The organism is Patescibacteria group bacterium, assembly GCA_041665585.1.
Lineage (GTDB): Bacteria > Patescibacteriota > Gracilibacteria > JAHISY01 > JAHISY01 > JAHISY01.
Map to the genome: position 1 here is coordinate 12,418 of JBAYIN010000008.1, position 15,837 is coordinate 28,254.

14 protein-coding genes and 1 tRNA gene are annotated in these 15,837 nt (G+C 48.3%); 6 read left to right on the forward strand and 9 right to left on the reverse strand.

From position 1 onward, the window contains the following. Positions 1–29: 29 nt before the first annotated feature. On the reverse strand, positions 30–2,684 hold the full coding sequence (locus WCV72_04945; protein MFA6458699.1) for a valine--tRNA ligase: 2,655 nt from the start codon (positions 2,682–2,684) through the stop codon (positions 30–32). A 218-nt stretch (positions 2,685–2,902) separates the two neighbouring features. Here WCV72_04945 and WCV72_04950 point away from each other — a divergent pair, with 218 nt between their 5' ends. Both WCV72_04950 and WCV72_04955 read left to right on the forward strand, forming a co-directional pair. Then, positions 2,903–3,868: a hypothetical protein gene (locus WCV72_04950; protein ID MFA6458700.1), complete on the forward strand. Its 966-nt coding sequence runs from the start codon at positions 2,903–2,905 to the stop codon at positions 3,866–3,868. 117 nt (positions 3,869–3,985) lie between these two features. Beyond that, the gene (locus WCV72_04955; GenBank protein MFA6458701.1) at positions 3,986–4,798 is read left to right on the forward strand and encodes a glycosyltransferase; all 813 of its coding nucleotides are present in this window, start codon (positions 3,986–3,988) and stop codon (positions 4,796–4,798) included. On the opposite strand, the gene WCV72_04960 is transcribed toward WCV72_04955, so the two are convergent. From WCV72_04960 to leuD, 3 genes are all read right to left on the reverse strand, one after another. Beyond that, positions 4,795–5,415, reverse strand: coding sequence for a hypothetical protein (locus WCV72_04960; protein ID MFA6458702.1), 621 nt, complete (start codon positions 5,413–5,415; stop codon positions 4,795–4,797). The two genes, WCV72_04955 and WCV72_04960, sit on opposite strands and share 4 nt — an antisense overlap. A 51-nt stretch (positions 5,416–5,466) precedes the next feature. Beyond that, positions 5,467–7,827 carry a tyrosine/phenylalanine carboxypeptidase domain-containing protein gene (locus WCV72_04965; protein MFA6458703.1) on the reverse strand — a complete coding sequence of 787 codons (2,361 nt, stop codon included), beginning with the start codon at positions 7,825–7,827 and terminating at the stop codon, positions 5,467–5,469. A 110-nt stretch (positions 7,828–7,937) separates the two neighbouring features. Further along, entirely contained in the window at positions 7,938–8,420 is a 483-nt protein-coding gene (gene leuD / locus WCV72_04970; GenBank protein MFA6458704.1) for a 3-isopropylmalate dehydratase small subunit, read from the reverse strand. 86 nt (positions 8,421–8,506) lie between these two features. Between leuD and WCV72_04975 the strand changes: the two genes are divergently transcribed. Both WCV72_04975 and WCV72_04980 read left to right on the forward strand, forming a co-directional pair. Beyond that, complete coding sequence (locus WCV72_04975) at positions 8,507–8,758, forward strand: hypothetical protein (protein ID MFA6458705.1); 252 nt, start codon at positions 8,507–8,509, stop codon at positions 8,756–8,758. Between the two features lie 110 nt (positions 8,759–8,868). Then, positions 8,869–10,404 (forward strand): 2-isopropylmalate synthase, encoded by a 1,536-nt coding sequence (locus tag WCV72_04980; protein MFA6458706.1) that lies wholly within the window; start codon positions 8,869–8,871, stop codon positions 10,402–10,404. On the opposite strand, the gene WCV72_04985 is transcribed toward WCV72_04980, so the two are convergent. Next, on the reverse strand, positions 10,399–11,136 hold the full coding sequence (locus tag WCV72_04985) for a hypothetical protein (GenBank protein ID MFA6458707.1): 738 nt from the start codon (positions 11,134–11,136) through the stop codon (positions 10,399–10,401). The two genes, WCV72_04980 and WCV72_04985, sit on opposite strands and share 6 nt — an antisense overlap. Before the next feature lie 364 nt (positions 11,137–11,500). On the opposite strand from WCV72_04985, the gene WCV72_04990 reads away from it, so the two are divergent. Next, positions 11,501–11,629 carry a hypothetical protein gene (locus WCV72_04990; protein ID MFA6458708.1) on the forward strand — a complete coding sequence of 43 codons (129 nt, stop codon included), beginning with the start codon at positions 11,501–11,503 and terminating at the stop codon, positions 11,627–11,629. On the opposite strand, the gene WCV72_04995 is transcribed toward WCV72_04990, so the two are convergent. The 4 genes from WCV72_04995 to WCV72_05010 all read right to left on the reverse strand — a co-directional run bounded on the left by WCV72_04995 (position 11,630) and on the right by WCV72_05010 (position 14,514). Then, complete coding sequence (locus tag WCV72_04995; GenBank protein ID MFA6458709.1) at positions 11,630–13,117, reverse strand: FumA C-terminus/TtdB family hydratase beta subunit; 1,488 nt, start codon at positions 13,115–13,117, stop codon at positions 11,630–11,632. Positions 13,118–13,516: 399 nt separating this feature from the next. Beyond that, positions 13,517–13,601, reverse strand: a tRNA-Leu gene (locus tag WCV72_05000). Between the two features lie 41 nt (positions 13,602–13,642). After that, positions 13,643–14,020 (reverse strand): four helix bundle protein, encoded by a 378-nt coding sequence (locus WCV72_05005; protein MFA6458710.1) that lies wholly within the window; start codon positions 14,018–14,020, stop codon positions 13,643–13,645. A gap of 41 nt (positions 14,021–14,061) precedes the next feature. Next, a complete protein-coding gene (locus WCV72_05010; protein MFA6458711.1) occupies positions 14,062–14,514 on the reverse strand; it encodes a GatB/YqeY domain-containing protein in 453 nt (150 codons plus the stop codon). A gap of 33 nt (positions 14,515–14,547) precedes the next feature. Here WCV72_05010 and obgE point away from each other — a divergent pair, with 33 nt between their 5' ends. After that, positions 14,548–15,816 carry a GTPase ObgE gene (gene obgE, locus WCV72_05015; GenBank protein ID MFA6458712.1) on the forward strand — a complete coding sequence of 423 codons (1,269 nt, stop codon included), beginning with the start codon at positions 14,548–14,550 and terminating at the stop codon, positions 15,814–15,816. The last annotated feature ends 21 nt before the right edge of the window (positions 15,817–15,837 follow it).

Here is a 15,837-nt window from a genome sequence, read left to right on the forward strand (position 1 = left end):
ACCTATACCCTACACCCTATCCCCTAACTTCAGCCTAAAACCTTAATGCGTTCCTGAATTTTCGCGATTTTCTCCTCGACGGATTGCAATTTCGCGCGCTCGGCATCGACCACATTTTTCGGCGCGCGCGCGGTGAAGTCTTCGTTTGCGAGCTTTTTTTGAATGACGGCGAGATAAATTTCCGTCTCTTTGAGATCAGCTTTGAGTCTTTTCTTTTCGACTTTGGGGTCGAGCAATTTCGCAAGCGGCAGGTAAATCTCAAGCCCGGCTTCGAATTTCGCGACGGCGTTTTCAACTTTTTTGCCGCTCTTCTTCACGACGAGCGAACTCAGACGCGCGAGCTTCTTAATCTCGCTCGACTGTTTTTTGAGAAATGGTTCGAATTTCCCAGCGTAGACAACCGCCGAAATTTGGCGCGCTGGCTCGACATTCATTTCATTGCGCACCGAGCGAATGGCGGAAATAATCGCAATCACGATTTGCATCTCTTCTTCAATTTTCGGATTGATGTGCGCTTTGAGTGAACGCGGGTATTTTTCAGTCGCGAGCAATTTCGGCTTCTTAGCATTTGGGAAGAATTTCTCCCACAATTTCTCAGTCGCAAACGGAATGAAGGGATGCGCAAGTCGGAGAATCTGCGCCAAGACATGCGCGAGCAATTTCTTGTTCGGCGTGTCTTTCGTGATTTCGAGATACCAATCGCAAAAATCACTCCACACAAATTCCTGAATTTTGGCGGCGGCTTCACCGAAAGCGTATTTCTCGAAAGCCTGATTCGCTTCGAGAATGAGACGATTCAGACGCGACAAAATCCAGCGGTCGGGCAAACCGTGCGGCGCTGGATCAGACGGAATTTCAATTTTTTTGTCACCCAAAACTCCGAAGACATAGCGCGACGCATTCCACAATTTATTGACGAAATTGCGTTGACCAGTGACTTTCGTCTCGCTGAATTTGAGATCCGTGCCCGGCGTCGAGCCGACCACGAGCGAAAGCCGCAGCGCGTCCGTGCCGTATTTTTCAATCATCGCGAGCGGGTCGATGCCATTGCCGAGACTCTTCGACATTTTGCGACCCTGCTCATCACGCACGAGTCCGTGCAAATAAACTGTCTTGAATGGAGCTTTGCCAGTGAATTCCGCGCCGAGCATGACCATGCGCGCGACCCAGAAAAAGAGAATATCGTAGCCAGTCTCGAGAACTGAATTCGGATAAAAAGTCTTGAGGTCTTTGGTATTCTTCGGCCAGCCGAGCGTCGCGAATGGCCACAGCCCACTCGAAAACCAAGTGTCGAGTACATCTGAATCGCGGACCAAACTGAGATTGCCACAAGTTGGGCATTTTTTCGGTGGCGTCTCGGAGACAATCACCCGCTGACAACCTTCCTTTTTTTTGTTCTTCTTGTCAGCGAATTCGGGGACTTTTTTGCAATACCAAACTGGCAATTGATGTCCCCACCATAGCTGGCGCGAAACACACCAATCACGAATCTCATCGAGCCAGCGCGTAAATTCTTTTTCGAAGCGCGCCGGTACGAATTCGAGCTGACCTTTTTTGACTATTTTCAAAGCCTTTTCTGCCATCGGCTGCATTTTGACAAACCACTGCATCGACTCCAGCGGCTCGATCGTCGCGTCGCAGCGCGAGCAGTGCCCGACGGAATGCGCGTGCTTTTCAATTTTCTCCAAATTACCGATGTCGTCGAGATATTTGACGACCGCTTTACGCGCTTCGTGTAAAGGCATGCCGACGAAACGACGACCGGCGTGCTTCGTCATTTTGCCGTGCGGTCCGATCACGACAATGGAAGGTAATTTGTGCGTGCGACCAATTTCGGCGTCGAGCGGATCGTGCGCCGGCGTGATTTTGACCGCGCCTGTGCCGAATTTCGGATCGACGCGCGCATCAGCCACGACCGGAATCTCACGATTCACGATTGGCAGAATCAAGGTTTTGCCGATGAAATCCTGATAACGGCGGTCGTCCGGATGGACTGCGACAGCGGTGTCACCGAGCATTGTCTCTGGTCGCGTCGTCGCGACACAAATCGAGCGATCCGTCGCACTGACGAAATAGCGAATGAAATAAAGATTGCCTTCTTCTTCGCGGTGCTCGACTTCGATGTCGGACAAAACCGTCTGGCAACGCGGACACCAATTCACCAGTTTTTTGTCGCGGTAAATCAGCTTCTTTTTGTAAAGATCGACGAAAGCGTGCGTGACCGCAGCCGAACGCTCGTCGTCGAGCGTGAAAGCCTCACGCGACCAATCGCAGCTCGCGCCCATTTTTTTGATTTGATCGGAGATACGAGCGTGATATTTGTCTTTCCACTCCCAGACTTTTTCGACAAATTTCTCCCGACCGAGATTCTCACGGGAAATGCCTTTTTCGAGCAGCCTTTTCTCGACGACATTTTGCGTCGCGATTCCGGCGTGATCCGTGCCGGGCAGCCACAAAACATCTTTGCCTTTCATCCGTTCGAAACGCGCAAGAATATCCTCAATCGTCAGCGTAATCGCGTGCCCGAGATGCAGCGCGCCCGTCACATTCGCCGGTGGCATCATCATCGTGAAGACATTTTTCTTCACTTTGCCGACAGCATGACCAAGTTCCGCCGCCGCCCACTTCTGCGCGATTTCCGACTCAACCTCATTCGGGAGATAAGCCTTGGTAATTTCATTCATCTTTTCAATTTTAACTAAATTTATGGTTTTGGTTAAGCATCGGCTGAATAAAAAATGTGCAACTTCTCTTTAAAAAGCCCAAAAAATAGCCTCGGCGCTTGTCTTTACAAAAATAATTTTAGTTTTAAAACAGAATAAGTCGGCTAAGCCAAACTGCTAAAATCTTCGCGTTGCCTCCCCTCTTTTCTGTCGGAATCGTTTTATTTGAAACCAAATTTTTGGAGCAATCGCTCCCCTCTTTGTTCGCTCAGAATTTTGCAAATGTGGAATTTTTACTCCGCGATCATTCGCCCAATTTCGTCGCGAGTAAATTCATCGAGCAAAACCTGCCCGACATCGCTGCCCGCGCCAAGATTTTTCGCGGTGAAAATTTGTGGCATTCCGGCGGAATGAATTTTTTGATTCGCGAATCGCGCGGCGAATTCTTCGTCGCAGCTTCAGCCGACGCACTTTACGAGCCGAATTTTTTGGTGCGAGCGGCTGAGATTTTGGCGCGTCCGGAGAATGCGAAAGTCGGCGCGCTCGGTGGAAAATTGCTGCAATGGGAAAATTTCCCTGAATCCCCCTTTGTAAAAGGGGGACGCGAGCCAACACACTCGCGAGATTCACAGAATTTTCCGAGCGGGGGGATTCTAGACTCAGCCGGCATCGGCGCAAAAAGATCCGGGAAATTTTTCGAAATCGGTTCGGGCGAAAATTCGGAAAAGTTCGCGGAGGAAAAAATCGTCTTCGGAATTTCCGGCGCACTCGCAATCTTGCGCCGCAGCGCAATCGAGGAAATCGCGGAAAATGGCGAATTTTTCGATGAAAAATTACATTTCAAAAATGATGTCGATCTCGCCTTTCGGCTAAATTGGCTCGGCTGGCAGGCGAAATTTTCGCCGGAAATCGTGGCGTGGCACGCGCGCGGACTCGGCGCGAGCAAAGCGCGCTCTGCACGCTCGAACTTCGAAAGAGAGAATTCCGCGTTCGGACAATTCGTCGTTTGGAAGAAAAACTTCGACGCAAATTTCTCCTGGCGCGTAAAATTTCTAATGCAATTGCGGCTGCTGGCACTGCGGATTTTCGGAATTTTCAGCCAAGCGGAAGGCGCGGGCATTCGAAAATTCGACGCAATCAGCGCAAACTTACAACTAGCGAAGCGGAAAATCTCCGCCCGTGAAATTGAAAAATTATTGGTCTAATTTTTTCCGACCAGCCAACTCAATGACTCAAAGACTCAAAGACTCAAAGACTCAAAGACTCAAAGACTTAACGACTCAATAGCCAATCACCCTCCGAACCTATTCCGAACCTAATAAATGAAGCTCTCAATCATCATTCTCGACTTCGCCAAATCGACGCGCGCGCTCGAAAATATCGCTGCGCTCCTGCGCCAAAAAACGAATTTTGATTTTGAAATTGTCGTCGCCGTGAATGCCGCGACTGATGCCAAAAAACAGAAATTCGCGGGACTCGTCAGTCAGCCGAAAATTAAATTGATTTTTAACACTGAAAATCTAGGCTATCCGCGCGGAATCAATGAGGCGGTCAAAAAATCGAGTGGTGAAATTTTGGCAATCGTAAATCCTGACATCATTTGTCGCGAGGAAAACTCGCTACAAAAATTGGTCGATTTCTTCGCGCGAGATGCGGAGATCGGCGTACTCGCACCGCGCCAAATTCGCGACACCGACGGCGCGACTGAGATGACGATGCGCGCTTTCCCGAAATTATCGAATCAAGTTGCACGCCGAACTTTTTTGCGTCGCTTGCCAATCCTGCGCGAGCGCGTCGCCTACGACGAATGCCGTGATCTCGATCTTGCGCAAATCCAAAAAGTCGATTGGCTGCAATCAAGCTTTTGGCTCGTCGCACGCGATCTTTGGGAAGAATTGGGCGGACTCGATGAGCGCTTTTTTCTGTTCATGTCCGACCCGGATTTTTGCCGACGCACTTGGGAGGCTAATAAAACAGTTGTTTTTTTACCTGAAGTCACTGTCGCGGCGGACGGCGTGCGCTGCTCCTCAGGTGGCTTCCTCGCTTTTTTCCAGAAGTGGACACTGCGCCAACACCTGCGCGATGCCTGGAAATACAGTCGAAAATGGCGTGGCAAAAAAAGTCCGCGGAATTAGTTTTCTTGCTTTTGTTCCATTTCAGCCAAGTATCCTCGCAAGTTTGCAACCAAATCTGAAATCTCTTGTTGTGAAAGAATCGGCAAAGCCTGGACAAAGTTATGAGACCTGAGAACGATTAGCAAATCTCGAACCGTAGCCAAGAGTGGATTATTATTGGGATTAATAGAAGGATTAAAGTCATCATCAAAACCACCTTCAGAATCATATCCATCATTTTCCGGAGTAGTAATTCCCATAATTTTAAGCCTTACATTTTGACGCTGCATTCTTGTATAAAGTTCTGGATCATCATAATTTACACCATCTAATCCTAGGCCTGTCATTTTTCCATAAACACGACCATATTTTTCATTTAACTCTGGCAATGCTGTTTCCCCTTTAGCATCTATCGCGATTAGTTTTTGCAGTATTTGTCCTAAGTAAGTGGTAACTCGCTCAAAATCGGCAAGAGTAAAAAATGGCATTTGCTGACCCTGTTTCAACTCCGATGAAGCTCTTCGAACATTGTCCGTATTTCTAACACCCTTCCGCATTAATTTTAGACCTTTGAAAACCTCAAAGTTTTTTTCAGGAACAGGAACTTGCTCGGGGGTGGTGTTATTAGGGTTACCCATTTTAAAAAAATTAAAGGGATTGATTTTAACCCTTTACTCTTTTTTTGCAAATTAGTTTCTGTAAAACTCCGGCAGAATTTTGGGCGGACGGACTGAGGAAATTTTCCCGAGTGTTTCGAGGTCGGCGATTTTGATTTTGCCGAGGTAAAGTTTCTGGAGGTCGCCGCCGTCTTCGGCGAACTTTTGAATTTTGCGGAAGCCGGAAAAGTAAATCGCTTCTTTCGTGAAGCCGCCTTTTTGCGCCGTGTCGGTCAAACCGCGTTTGATTTTGACCGCTGTTTTCCAGGCGCGTTCGTCGTCGAAGCCGAATTTTTTGACGAAGTTGAAAATTCCCCGGAAAGATTTTTCCGCCGATTCAGCGACCGCAAGATAATTCAGTGCCGGCCAAAATTCTTTCTCGGAATTTTTGGCGAGAACTAAGCTTTGATTGAAAATCGCCAAGCCTTCTTCGGTCTCGAGATAATTGCCGAAACCCCGCGCGAAAATTTTGAAAGGCTGCGCACTACCATTTTCACCGCGCAAAATGTGCGTCTCGATTTCGTGCGCGATTGTCGCGCGCAAACCTGCCGGCGACCAACGCGCCGCACGCCGCACGAAAAGCGTGCCGGATTTCCCGGCGAGCGCGTCCGCGACGAGATCCTCGCGCAAGACAACTTTCCAATTTTTGAGACCATATTGAGCGAAGACTTTTTCGAATTCCCCTGCCGCCATGGCGGAATCAAGCGTCGCACTTTCGGCTGGAAATGTTTTTGGTTTGGCGGCGAGCTGCTTGCGCGCGATGGCGAGATCTTCCTCGGTCGGAAAACCGTAAAGTTGCCTGGATTTCAGTGAAAAATCCGGTGTGTCGATTGCTGCGAGTAGATTAATTTTGCGCCGAATTTCAATTTTTTTGTCGCGAAAAATCGCGCAAAGCGGCGTCTCCGGGAGCTTGATCGCGGCCAGCTCGTCGAGCAAATCTTGCGGCACGAAAGCTAATTTGCGATAGGTGAAAACCGGCTCGTATTTTTTGGAGGCGAAAAATTTCTCTTTTTCCGCAAGCAAATTGGTCGGTTTCAGGAAATATAGAAGCTTGATTTTTTTGTCGAGCTCGGACAGCTTTTGGTCGATTGCGACGAAGTCGATCTTGGACGAGACGGCGGAATCACTTTCTTGCGGCAAAATTTTCTCCTCGCGCAAAACCGGATTGATGAGGAAATTGGTGAGATCGCGCCGTCCGAGAATAATTTTGTAATTGGCTAAACTCAAATCGGTCTTTTCCGCGACGGTCGTGATGCGCTCACCCGCGATGATAATTTTGAGGTGAACATTTTTGACACTTTCGCCGACGCGCGGCAGATTCAATTTCTCAGCTAATTGTGCATCAACCGCGCTCGTCTCGTGCGTCGCATCGAGCTCGACCTTGACGCGGTAAATCAGATTTTCTTTAAGGAGAATTTCTGCCGATTCGATGAAATCCACAATCTTTTTCTTGGGATATTTCCGTTGTTTTTGAATTTTGCCGAAAAGCTCCTTGCCGAGCTTCACGCCCTTTTCCGGCGAATCAACTTTCAAACCACGAATCCGTTCGAGGCGTTTTTTGAGCGGCGCGAGATTCGCAGTTTGCACTGACAAACCGGCGCGCGCATTCACCTCAAGCAAGACCGGTCCTTCTTTTTGATCGACGACGACATCTGCCGCGAGGTAGCCGAGATTCGTGTGGAGCTGCGCTGCGCTCGCAATCGCGAGAATGCGGTCGAACTCAGGAATCACATAACCAGCCGTCGCCATGCCGCCCGGCAATTCGTCGAGTCGGCGATTGAATTGGACGGCGTAAGTCGTTTTACCGGAAGCCAAATCGATGCCGAGCCCGATTCCGCCGAGGTGGATATTCGCCTTGCCGCCACTCACCGGCGTCGGCACACGCAGCATCGCCATGACTGGAATGAGATTGTGGACGATGACGCGCACATCCGGCAAACCTTCGACTGCCAAGCCCGGAATGAATTCGACCGAATCAATGCGCGCTTCGAAAAAAGCGATATCCGGTAAATTGGCGATGGAATATTCACCGTCCAAAATATCCTCGATGTGCTCGCGCAATTCGGCTTCGGTGATTTTGGCACCGCCGACTTTTTGCCAAACGCCATCGATAATTTTGTCTTTCACGACGATGATTCCCTCGCCGCCGTAACCAGCATTTGGTTTCAGTACGAATGAATCCGGCAAGCCGTCAAAATCAAACTTTTCAAATTCAGCGTGATTGCGAATCGTCGCAATAATCTTCGGGACAGGAATGCCGCGCGCCGCCAGAAAGCGTTTGGTCGCCAATTTGGAGTCCGCCATCTGCACCGCCTTTTTGCGGTTGAAAGGATGAAGATACTGCAAATTCCGCGCATTGATTCCAAGGATGCCGTGATTGGAAAAAATTTTCAATTGAAGATTTTAGATTGCCGAAAAATTTTTAACTTTTGAGATAAATTCAAAACCCAAATTTTTAAAAATTGGAAATTAAGATTTATTTACAAAATTATGAAATTTAAAAATTAGCCAACCTGGTTCAAAAGTCCGCCCGCCGCGACGATGTTCTGTAAAAATTCCGGCAGCGGCTCAACTGTAAATTCAGTTTTTTGCGTCAAATTCTTGATTTTGGAATTAGCGAAATCAATCTCGAGCGCATCGTTCTCGGCGAATTTGGCGGCAGCATCAGCGAGCACGAAAGTCGGCAGACCGAAATTGATTGAGTTGCGAAAAAAAATCCGCGCGAATGATTCGGCAATCACCGCCTGCACTCCTGCGCCGACGAGCGCCCACACGGCGTGTTCGCGACTCGAACCGCAGCCGAAATTTTTGCCCGCGATGACGATTGGATTTTCGGCGGAATTTAATTTCGCGCCGCCGAGCGCCTCGAGCGCATGCGCCGCCAGCTCAGCGGAATCCGACGAAGTCAGATATTTCGCCGGGATGATGAGGTCGGTATCGATGTCGTCTCGCGCGAAAATTTGCGCGGAGCCAGAAATATTTTTCATGAAGAGATTTTAGCAAATAGTGCGAACACAGGATTTGCTCGCGCGAAAAAAGTTGTCTAAAATTCAACCAACTTAACCCCCGCAAAATGAGCACTCCATTCAAGTTGATCAAGGCAATCTATGTTTACACGGCCGCTCTCGTCGGACTACTCATCCTCGCTGCGGGCTTTTACGGTTTATTTGAATACATGCTGAGCATCCTATTTATCAATGTGAGTTTCGATGCGCTTTACGCGATTACTCCGCTTGCGCGCATCACCACCGGTCTGCTCATCATGGTGCCGCACTGGGCGATTGGTCATCATTTCCATCTCGTTGAGCACAAAGCTAAAAAATGATTACACCTAAATTCTTTCTCGAGCTCCTTCTCCTCGGTTTTTGAGAGGCTCGATTTTTGTGAAATTGAAGCCTCTCGAAACTGAGAGGCTTTTTATTTAAACTTCCTAAAATGACTAAAACCATCAAAATTTTCGACACGACACTGCGTGACGGCGAGCAATGTCCCGGCGCGAGCTTGAATCACGATGAGAAATTGAAAATCGCAGCGCAGCTCGAAAAGCTCGGCGTCGACATCATCGAAGCAGGTTTCCCGATTGCGAGTCCGGACGATTTTCGCGCAGTCAATGAAATCGCCAAACTGGTGAAGAAATCGACGGTCTGCGGCTTGGCGCGCGCGATTGAAAAAGACATTCAAACTGCTTTCGAAGCGGTGAAGCCCGCCAAGAAAAAACGCATCCATCTTTTTCTGGCGACGAGCGACATGCATTTGAAATACAAATTGAAGATGAGCCGCGCCGAAGCTCTGGTCAGGATCCAGGAAATGGTCAGCTTCGCGAAAAATCTAACCGCCGACATCGAATTCAGCCCGGAAGATGCGAGCCGCTCTGATCCGAAATTTCTTTATCAGGCACTCGAGATCGCGATCCGATCTGGCGCGCAGACTCTGAATATTCCGGACACCGTCGGCTATTCCACTCCAACTGAATTCGGTAATTTCATTAAAAATATACGGAAAAATGTGCGCGGCGTGAAAGATGTCGTAATTTCAGTGCATTGCCACGATGACCTCGGTCTCGCCGTCGCGAATTCGCTCGCCGCCGTCGAAAACGGCGCACGCCAAGTCGAATGCACGATGAATGGCATCGGCGAGCGCGCGGGCAACACGAGTCTCGAAGAAGTCGTGATGGCGATTAAAACGCGCCAGGATTTTTTCCAGCTGAAGACCAATGTGAAACCGAAAGAAATTTTTCGGACGAGCCGCTTAGTCTCGAGTCTGACTGGCTTCGTCGTGCCACCGAATAAAGCGATTGTCGGCTCGAATGCTTTCGCGCACGAATCAGGCATTCACCAGCACGGCATCTTGGCGAAACGCGAAACTTACGAAATCATGAAAGCCGAAGATGTCGGTGTCGAGCGAAACAGATTGGTACTCGGCAAACATTCCGGACGCGCCGCGCTGATCGCGCGGATGAATGAGCTCGGATTCAAATTGACGCAGAACGAACTCGACAAATCGTTCGAGCGCTTCAAAATTTTGGCAGACAAGAAAAAAGAAATCTTCGACGAGGACTTGGAAGCTTTGGTCGTGAATGAAATTTCGGAAGCGACGGCGGAATGGAAAGTCGAATCGGTCGAAGTCACAGCCGGCACGGGCAAGAAACCAAAAGCGGCAATCGCGCTGCGCAATTCTGCCGGCAAGATTTTCAAGCAAAAATCCGGCGGAACTGGTCCGGTCGATGCTGCTTATTCGGCGGTGAATAAAATCGTCGGCGAAAAAGTAAAGCTGCTCGAATTCCGCATGGACGCCGTGAGCGAAGGCATCGACGCGCAAGCGACTGTCGCGGTGAAAGTCGAGACGGCAGCCGGACGGATTTATTCCGGCAAGGGCAGCCACACCGACATCGTCGTCGCGAGTGTGAAAAGTTATCTGAACGCGCTGAATAAAATCATCGCAGGAAAAGAGCGATTGAAAATAGTCTTATGAGGCTGAATCGACCCGCAAACCAGGCATACGAGAGTCTACATACTTATTAATAGCAACCCTGGTTTGAGCTACAACTTCCTTCCATGTTCTCCTAACAAAATCTGGCAGTTCCCTTCTTTTACGAGATTTTCTTTTCGCTGACTTGCCAGTCACACCACTATAATTCTTTGATTTCCTCTTCGTAGTGTTGATAAGCCCTCTTGCTCTCTTTAAATTAAAATACGCCAATCGATGAATAGGCTGCAACATTTTTTTCGCTGCTTCTGTCTTGAGATTTATTTCCTTTATTTTTTTAGATGCAACCTTCCTTGCAACCATATTTTTTTTAATTTTTTCTAATTTTTCTATAGCCAAGACTATTTTCTGAGGATTCTTTTTACCACTTAGTATTGCCTCCAATACCGCTCTATATTTTTGGGCATGCTGTTTAGTCTGAGGACACATTTCTCTAAAAGGATACTGCGGTAAGTGTGTTAGAACGATCAATGAATCTAATGGCATTAAACCCGCGTCGCCGGAATTCTCGAGCCATTGATCATGCGCTGACTTTTTTAATCTTCTTCTGTCTTTATTCCAATTAGCACGAGGAGATCTTTGGTTTTCATGTTTGCACTTTTTTTTAGGTACTGTGCAATTAAATGCAAAAGGCAAATCATCATAATCTCCATCATTTGATATTGCATCACCTGAACAAACCTCTGACGCTTCGGAAAAATTTTTCTGAGAATCCATAATCTAAAAAATTACTAGTGGGCAATTTTACTAAATTCATCAGTAAAAACAATAATCTCTTTAAGAAATTTCTTTATTTCTTTCCCTCTTCTCGCATCCATCCCTACGATCCTACTTGTCGGTGAAATGTACATAACCGCCTTCAGACATAGCGATAGTTTTGCCTTCAACAACATTGTGATTCATTCAAGCAGACTTACTCACTGCCAAGCAAAAAATCCAAAGCCTGTATTCAGCTTCTACAAGACAAAATCAAAGAATTGGTAATTTTTGACAAGTCTTTTTTTCGAAAGATATTGACCGGATCGGAAAGCCGCTTTATCCTCTCGCAAACATTTTTTTAAGTTAACTAATAAACTAGTTTATGAATGAGGAAGCAGAAATGGATATTATGGCGAAAAAAGCCATCAGCTTGCTGACGAGAGTTTTGTTTTTAGCTGGCGCTTTCACGGCTTTTGGAATTTTGATTCTGAAATTTTTGGGCAGCCTGTAATTATCTAATCACGCCACCTCGCGCGTCCATCCCTACAATCGCGAGCATATTCTCGACTTCCAATTCCCACAGCGCTTCCGGCATGCCGAACTCATCGAGAAAATCGACACCGCGAACTTCGCGAATCGCGTCAGCATAAAAAGCCGCCGCGCCGCCAATCGCGTGACAGTAAACCGCGCCGAACTTTTGCAAAGCTTGCGCCGTCGCTGCGCCCATCCCACCTTTGCCGATCAAAACGCGCGCGCCAGTTTTTTCGAGAAACTTGGGTGTGAATACATCAAGCCGCGCCGAAGTCGTCGGACCAGCCGCGACGATTTTCCATTTTTTATTTCGGAGAATGGCAATCGGTCCGGCATGAAAAACACCAGAACCCTTTAACCCCCGAGTTAACTCGGGGGTTAAAGAACCACCTTCCACTACAAAATTGTGCACTTGATCTCGCGCCGTGAAAATCCGACCGGAAATCGCGACCAGCTCCCCCGCTCGTAATTCACGCACGGCCTTTTCGGAAATCGGCAGCTGAATTTTCTTAGCTTTTTCAATAACAGAGGTTAACTCACCACCTAGGTGGTGAGTTAACTTTTTGGAATAATTATTTCTAAGAATTTGACCTTTTGCGTCGAGAATAATTTTGCCACGCCGAGTCGCCCAGCAGGAATAAGCCAAAGTCACGAAAAAACAGGCCGGATGGCGCGGGAGCGAGGCGATACGACAATCGAGTAAAGTCGTCTGACCGCCGAGTCCACCCGGTCCAATTTTGCTGGAATTGATTGAGCGCAGAATTTCAGCCTCCAACTTCGCTAATTTTGAATCAGAATTTGGCGTACCGATTTTTTGGAGCAGATTTTTTTTAGCAATTTTGAAAGCCTCGGCACGGTCTCCCCCAATCACGATCGAAACAATTCCAGGCGGGCAGCCTTTGCCGACGGAGCTTTCGAGAATTGCGAGCGCCGCCTTTTTCACGCCCGCTAAATCGCGCCCGGCGAGTCCGGATTTGGTTTCGAGCGGCAAAGCAACTTGAGCCGAGACATTTTCACTCCCACCACCTTTCAGCAAAAGCGAAATTTCGACAGCTCCCCTCTTTCGTAAGCCGAAGGCTTCCCTTCGGGAAAGAGAACCTGAAGAGCTTTTAGATTCGAATTCGATTTTCGGAATGTTGCCTAGATTTTTACCTGAAACAGAGTCAACTGAGTTCGGTCGCAAAAGACCTATTTTCGTAGCTTTGCGCGTCGCTGCGTCAATCGCCTTCGCGATTTTCGACCAGCTCTGAGGCTCAGCCTTGACGAAAAAAGTGAGTGAGCCGGTGTCTTGGCAAAGCGGTCGGTTTAATTTTTTTGCCAGCGCGATGTTTTGGAGAATGATCCCGAGCGTTAATTTCCCGCGTGGATTGGTTTCCCGATTTTTTGCCGCGAGCAAAGCCTCCACGACATCCGTCGGCAAATTCGTCGCTGCCGCGCGAATCAGTTCGAGAATATTCTGAGCGAACACACGCGCATTTTACCGCAATGCAAAAACAGCCCGCCGAAGCGAACCATTTTTGCTTTTTGGTCCAGTGCTGATCTCGCCGACAATCCAAAGATCGAGAGACGAGTGATTGAGAGATTCGCAAGCCGCCGAGGCGACCTGTGAAGAGCAGACAATCTCAGTAAAGGAACATTTATATTATATCAAAATTTGATAAAAATAGCAAGCGTGGCTGATTCGGATAAATTTATTTTGGTGCCCGGGGAGGGAATCGAAGCTGGCTCGACGATTTTTTTGATTTAAAAATTTCACAGCGGCACGCGCCGGGACGATTTTGCTTTTGCAAATTTTGTGCTCCTGAGTGTTCTCATCCTCCCCCGCCAAAATTAAAACCTCCTCGCTACGCGAGGAGAACTTAATTTTTGGTGCCCGGGGAGGGAATCGAACCCTCACAAGTTGCCTCACACGATTTTGAGTCGTGCGCGTCTACCAATTCCGCCACCCGGGCACATAGTCTTTGAGTCTTTGAGTTTTTAAGTCTTAAAGTGATTAAGTGCAAGTAGAATTTCTAAGCTTGCAGTTGAAAGAATTTATCATCTTTTTGATTTCATTAAGTTTTTGAAAATATTTTTCTCGTCTCAGCGCTGAAATAAGCTTTTGCTTTTCTGCTCTCAGTATCCAGACTTCGGTTTCGGCAGCCGAACCACGCGCGATGATGAAGAAGTGGATTATGTCATTTTTTGTTTTCCGGCTGAAGCCTTCCGCAATATTGGCACCAATCGAACCAGAGGAGCGCACGATTTGATCTTCGATAATCCAAGCAATTTTATTTTTAGGAAATTCTTTAACATCATCACAAACCATCTCAAACACATCTTCCGCCGCTTGCCAAACTTTTAATTCACGATAATCATAAACCGCAACCATTTTAACAATTTAATAACTCAGTGACCTAACGACTTAGCGACTCAAAGACTTAAAGACTTAACAACTAAGGACTTAACCGTCGCGCCGTCCGCACTATCCCCGACCACTTTCATTACCGCGCCGACCAAGATTCCCATCTTGGCTTTGTCGGTAATTCCGAGTTCGGCTTTTTTCATGGCAACGATTTCAGCGATTTTTTCCTCGGACAGCTGCGCGGGCAAATACTTCTCAAGCACCTCAATCTCAGCTTTTTCGATTGCTGCTAATTCTGGACGGTTACCTTGCTCGAATTGCTCGATTGAGTCACGCCGCTGCTTCACCAGTCTTTTGATAATTTTGAGAATCTCACCGTCTGCGAGCTCAACTTTTTGCGCACCAGCAACTTCAGCCTTCATAATTTCCGCTTTCAACATGCGTAGAGTCTGCTTCTCGACCTCGCGCGAATTTTTCATCGCATCGGTCAATTCGGCGACAATTCGGTTTTTGAGGTTCATCAGCTAGAATTAAGTTCATAAATTTTAGCAGAAATGTTTTTAGATGAAGTCTCAATCTCGATTCGAGCAGGCAAAGGCGGAGCCGGTGCAATTGCCTTTCACCGGGAAAAATATGTCACGAGAGGTGGACCGGACGGCGGACACGGCGGACACGGCGGCAATGTCTTGATCCGCGCGACCGCCAACCGCAACACGCTTTACCATTTCAAAGGTGTGAAACTTTTTGCCGCGGGCAACGGCGAAGGCGGCGCGGGCAATCTCTGTGCCGGCAAAGCTGGCGCGGATTTGGTACTCGAAGTCCCCGTCGGAACGACCGTCCTCGAAAGTGGCAAGTCGGTCGCGGATTTGGTGAGCGACGGTCAAACTTTTCTCGCGGCGCGTGGCGGACTCGGCGGCAAAGGCAATTCCAATTTTTGCAGCTCGACGCGCCAAGCGCCCCGTTTCGCGGAACTCGGCGAGCCTGGCGAGGCAAAAGATTTGAAGTTCGAATTGAAATTACTCGCCGACATCGGAATCATCGGTCTGCCGAGCGTCGGCAAAAGCACCTTGATTTCAGTCGTTTCTGCAGCGCGCCCAAAAATTGCCGAATACCATTTCACGACGCTCACACCGAATCTCGGTGTCGTCTCCCACCGTGGCGAAAATTTCGTCGTCTCGGACATGCCGGGGCTCATCCGTGGCGCGAGCCACGGCAAAGGACTCGGTCACCAATTTTTGAAACACGCCGAGCGCGTGCGGTTTTTTTGGCACCTCGTCGATGCGACGAGCAAGTCGCCGCTGACGGATTACAAAGTCATTCGCGAGGAGCTGCGCAAATTCAATCCGGCGCTGGCGGAAAAGCCGGAGGTTTTGGTTTTGTCGAAAACTGACCTGGTCGACACGAAGACACTCGTCAGTTTGCGCAAGAAATTTATGGAGAAAAATAAGGTGAAAATCTTTGAAATTTGTGCGCCCATCCATGAAGGTGTTGAGGAGCTGCTGAATTTTTCACTTGAAGTTTTGGCGAAAACGAAAGCGGCCGAGCCGCAAATTGAAATCGAGCTGCCGGTCTTCCGCCCGCATCTCGAGCAAAAATCCAAGTCTTTTACTGTGACAAAAAAGAACAAGAAGCTTTTCATCGTCGACGGTCCGCGGCTGAATCAGATTGTCGTGATGTCAGACATGACCAATCCAGAAGCGATTGCGCGCGTCCAAGATGTGCTCGTGAAATTCGGCGCGAATCGCGAACTCGCGCGCGCCGGTGCCGAACCGGGTGCGAAGATCGAGATTGCCGGAAAAATATTCGAGTGGTGGGGACAATAATTTAAAATTTAGATATTTTAG